Origin of the sequence: Leptolyngbya cf. ectocarpi LEGE 11479, assembly GCF_015207065.1 — a bacterium.
GTDB lineage: Bacteria > Cyanobacteriota > Cyanobacteriia > Phormidesmidales > Phormidesmidaceae > Leptothoe > Leptothoe ectocarpi.
In genome coordinates, this window is sequence record NZ_JADEXP010000484.1 from 1 (window position 1) to 3658 (window position 3658).

A 3658-nucleotide genomic window follows, 5' to 3' on the forward strand; every position below is an offset into this window, starting at 1 on the left:
GTAACCACCCTAGATGGACCCCAGGCCCCCCAAAACCAGGGTAAAACGCCCCGTCGCGTCATCGGCGTCGGCTCCGTTGGGCGCATTCCCGGACAGGCCACCTACACGCTGTACAGTCCACACAGCAATCAGCTTTCCTTTAGAACTGTGAATTACTCAAAAGCCAAGGGCTTCGCCCCCGTTCAACAATTTTCTTAACTTAATCGGTAGATACAGAGATTCCAAATCGCGGTCCAAAAAAGTAGGGTAAAATACGCAGGAACGATAATCGTTATCATTTTTGCATGATGTCATTCCAGCAAGGTCTTCTGCCGGAATGAATTAAGCCATTACTTGTCATCCGGTCACGTTACTTTGAGGACGATATCTCCATGAAATCTACACTCTTCATCCCGTCTTCGAGCCGTTTACGTCGGTTTTTCTGGATCGCTGCGGGTGCGATCGCACTAGGTAGCTGCACCACACCTAGCGCGACCACCGAAGCTGATGCGACCAACACTGAAACACCCACAGAGCCAGCATTGCAGGTCGTCACCACATTCTTACCCATCACCCAGTTCACCACGGCGGTGGCAGGCGAGCGGGCTGAGGTCACCCAGCTGCTCCCCACCAATGTCGGTCCCCACGATTTTCAGGCCAAACCCGGCGATGTTCAGGCCGTTGCTAATGCTGACGTGCTGGTGAAAAACGGTCTGGAATTAGAGTCGTTTTTAGACGACATGATCGAGAATGCCGAGAATTCTGATTTGGTTACCGTTGACTCCAGCGAAGGTGTGGCCACTCTAGCGAGTAGCGGCGGGCACGGCCACGGCAAAGAGAGTGCCGATAAGGACGGCCATGAAGGGCACGATCATGAAGAACACGAGGAGCACGACCATGAAGACGGCGAGGCTCACGCAGCTCATACTGAAGACGCCCATGCCGGCCATGACCACGGCGAGTTTGACCCCCATATTTGGCTAGACCCCAAACGTGCCATTGAGCAGGTCGAGAATATTCGTGACGGCCTGATTGCGGCTGACCCCGAAGGCGAAGCGGAGTACACCGCTAACGCTGCTGCTTTCATCACAGAACTCGAAGCGTTAGATGCCGAAATCACGGAGAAGCTGACCCCATTTGCGGGACAGACCTTTGTTGTATTCCACGACTTCGCCGATTACTTTGCCAGCAGCTATGGTCTAGAATCTGAAGTCCTGGTGGGCCTGCCCGAGGAAAGCCCATCCCCGGCAGACGTGAAGCGCGTCATGGAGACCGTCCAGTCAGAAGGTCTGAAAACCATTCTGACTGAGCCCCAGGCAGGGGAATCGTCCTTTGACACCATTGCTAAAGATCTAGGTATTGGCGTCAGCGAGTTCAATTCTTTGGAAGTTGGCGGACCGGAAGCAACTGAGCCAGACTACTACTTGAATACGATGCGCGAAAATGCCGAAAACCTGGCGGCCGGCTTTGAGCCTTCTCAGGCGTGGTATCATTTTCAACCGCTTCAGCCCGTGGCAATGATTCCGCTGGGACTGCAACTCTAAGGGGTAAGCAAACACATTGAACGAACAGAAAAACAGATTGATACGGCCAGGAGAAAACAGTTGAGCGACCCGGTTTTGGTGGTTCAGGATCTCACCGTGTATCGGGGGTCCTATGCCGCGGTTCAGAATGTCTCTTTTACGGTGCCAGCGGGGATGGATACCGCAATTGTGGGACCCAATGGAGCCGGTAAGAGTACCCTGATCCAGGCGATTCTGGGTATCTTACCGCGCCACTCGGGGGACGTGTTTGCGCTGGGGCAATCCCTCACAGCAAAAGGGAGTTTGCCAGCGGCCGTGAGGGAACAGATTGCCTACTTACCCCAGAGCTTTCTGTTTGACCGCCGCATCCCCATTACTGTGAGGGAGTTGGTCGGGCTGGGCTGGGACCGGTTGGGTCTCCAGCTTCCCTGGACAGGTCAACGGTCACGCCGTCAGGCGGTGAGAGAAGCCCTGATGCAAGCGGAAGCCTGGCATCTGCGCGATCAGTTAGTGAGTGCCCTATCCGGTGGAGAAACTAAGCGAGTACTGTTGGCCTACTGTTTAGCCCGTCCCCGGCGACTGCTGATTCTAGACGAAGCACCGGCTGGGCTGGACGCCCGCAGCGAGGCAGACTTTTACCAGCTGCTGCACCAGCTTAAAAAAGAACAGGGATGGGCGATTTTGCAAATCTCCCACGATTTGGATATGGTGCGTCAGAGTTGCGATCGCGTCCTCTGTCTCAACCGTACGCTCCTCTGCGAGGGCACCCCGGACCACGCCCTCAGCCCTGAGGCCCTATCGCTGGCCTACGGTGCTGATTTTGTTCGCTACCATCATTCCTGCCAATCCCGTGCTCGTTATGACCATTCAGATTGAACTTGTCCGTGCAGTTGAGCTGTTTCAACTGCCGTTTATGCAGCGGGCGCTGATGGGGGGGGTGCTGACCGGTTTGATGGGTGGCCTGATGGGCAGCTTCACCATTCTGCGGCAGCTCTCTTTCTTTAGTGATACCTTGGGGCACTCGGCGCTGCTGGGCATTAGCATTGGTTTTTTGCTAGGTCTGGATCCCTCCTGGGTGCTGATGCCCTTTACGGTACTGTTTGCCCTGGGCGTCACCTATTTTCTAGAACGCACCGACCTGTGGACGGACGCACTGTTGAACATTGTTTACTCCGCATCCCTGGCGGTTGGCATTATTTTGCTGAGTCTGCGGGAAGACTACCAGGGCGGCATCAATAACCTGCTGTTTGGCGATATTCTGGCGGTGCAAACCGGGGATCTGATCTTTGGCGCGGTGCTGTTGGTGGTGTGTGCGCTGTTTATTGGGCTGACGCTGCGATCGCAAATTCTCCTTACCCTGCATGAACCCATGGCCATCTCTCGCGGTGTGGCCGTTTCAGCCCAGCGGACAGTCTTTATTGTGCTGTTATCGCTGGTGGTGGGTATCTCCATCGAAGCGGTTGGCGTCTTGCTGATTAGCGCCTTTATTGTGATTCCCGCCTGCACAGCCCGTCTACTGAGCCGCACCTTCACCCAGTACATCTTAATTTCCACCGCACTGGGTGCCCTCAGCGCCATTTTGGGCATGCTCACATCGGCCTTTTTATACTGGCCTTCTGGTCCCAGCATTGTCACAGTTCAGCTGGTTCTCTTTCTATTGACAATCATTGTGCCCAAGCCCCATAGCTGGGGGACTTTTCTCCAAAAAATACAGTTCTCAAAGCCGGACGGTTGAGCGCAGTCGAAACCGGATTGATCGGGTATTTCATTTTCAAACTAATTCCTAAGCGTTGCCCAGCGACACTTTTACTCAGCGTTTACTCAACAGCAATTGCCTCTGCCTTACAATCCGTAAGCCAGCGCTGTACCGCTTGCCCCACGCTGCCCTGACTGCTATCTCTGGGGGGCAGCATCACTTCATTTTCCGCATCAATCGCAGAAAACATAAAGACCATTTCCCAACCTTCATCACTAGGAGCCAGAAACAACCAATGAAAGTGGCTCAGGGATGTGGCGTCTAGATCTGAATATTGTCGCTCCAGGGTGGTAAAGAAAAGCTGCTGTAGGGGCTCACCGTTTTCAAGGCTGGTGGTGTAGACCAGGTCCTTAACATCCAAAGGCGTCCGCTCTGGCTGACTGGCCGTGATGACATAAGC

At 54.3% G+C, this 3658-nt stretch carries 4 protein-coding genes and 1 pseudogene; 4 read left to right on the plus strand and 1 reads right to left on the minus strand.

What is annotated here, in order from left to right:
* The 4 genes and pseudogenes from IQ260_RS31305 to IQ260_RS28765 form a co-directional block, all read left to right on the plus strand.
* Positions 1-198 (plus strand): annotated as a pseudogene (locus IQ260_RS31305) (metallophosphatase); the annotation flags it as partial.
* A 173-nt stretch (positions 199-371) separates the two neighbouring features.
* Positions 372-1523, plus strand: a complete 1152-nt coding sequence (locus IQ260_RS28755; RefSeq protein ID WP_193996496.1) for a metal ABC transporter solute-binding protein, Zn/Mn family — start codon at positions 372-374, stop codon at positions 1521-1523.
* Positions 1524-1583: 60 nt separating this feature from the next.
* A complete protein-coding gene (locus IQ260_RS28760; RefSeq protein ID WP_193996497.1) occupies positions 1584-2378 on the plus strand; it encodes a metal ABC transporter ATP-binding protein in 795 nt (264 codons plus the stop codon).
* The gene (locus IQ260_RS28765; RefSeq protein WP_193996498.1) at positions 2362-3237 is read left to right on the plus strand and encodes a metal ABC transporter permease; all 876 of its coding nucleotides are present in this window, start codon (positions 2362-2364) and stop codon (positions 3235-3237) included. Before IQ260_RS28760 ends, IQ260_RS28765 begins: the two co-directional genes overlap by 17 nt.
* An 82-nt stretch (positions 3238-3319) precedes the next feature.
* On the opposite strand, the gene IQ260_RS28770 is transcribed toward IQ260_RS28765, so the two are convergent.
* The coding region (locus tag IQ260_RS28770; RefSeq protein WP_228016523.1) for a hypothetical protein at positions 3320-3658 on the minus strand (339 nt) is incomplete at its 5' end.

Coding starts and splice junctions, on each gene's coding strand:
- IQ260_RS28765 (WP_193996498.1), top strand. CDS start 2,362: ATGACCATTCAGATTGAACTTGTCCGTGCAGTTGAGCTGTTTCAACTG.
- IQ260_RS28755 (WP_193996496.1), top strand. CDS start 372: ATGAAATCTACACTCTTCATCCCGTCTTCGAGCCGTTTACGTCGGTTT.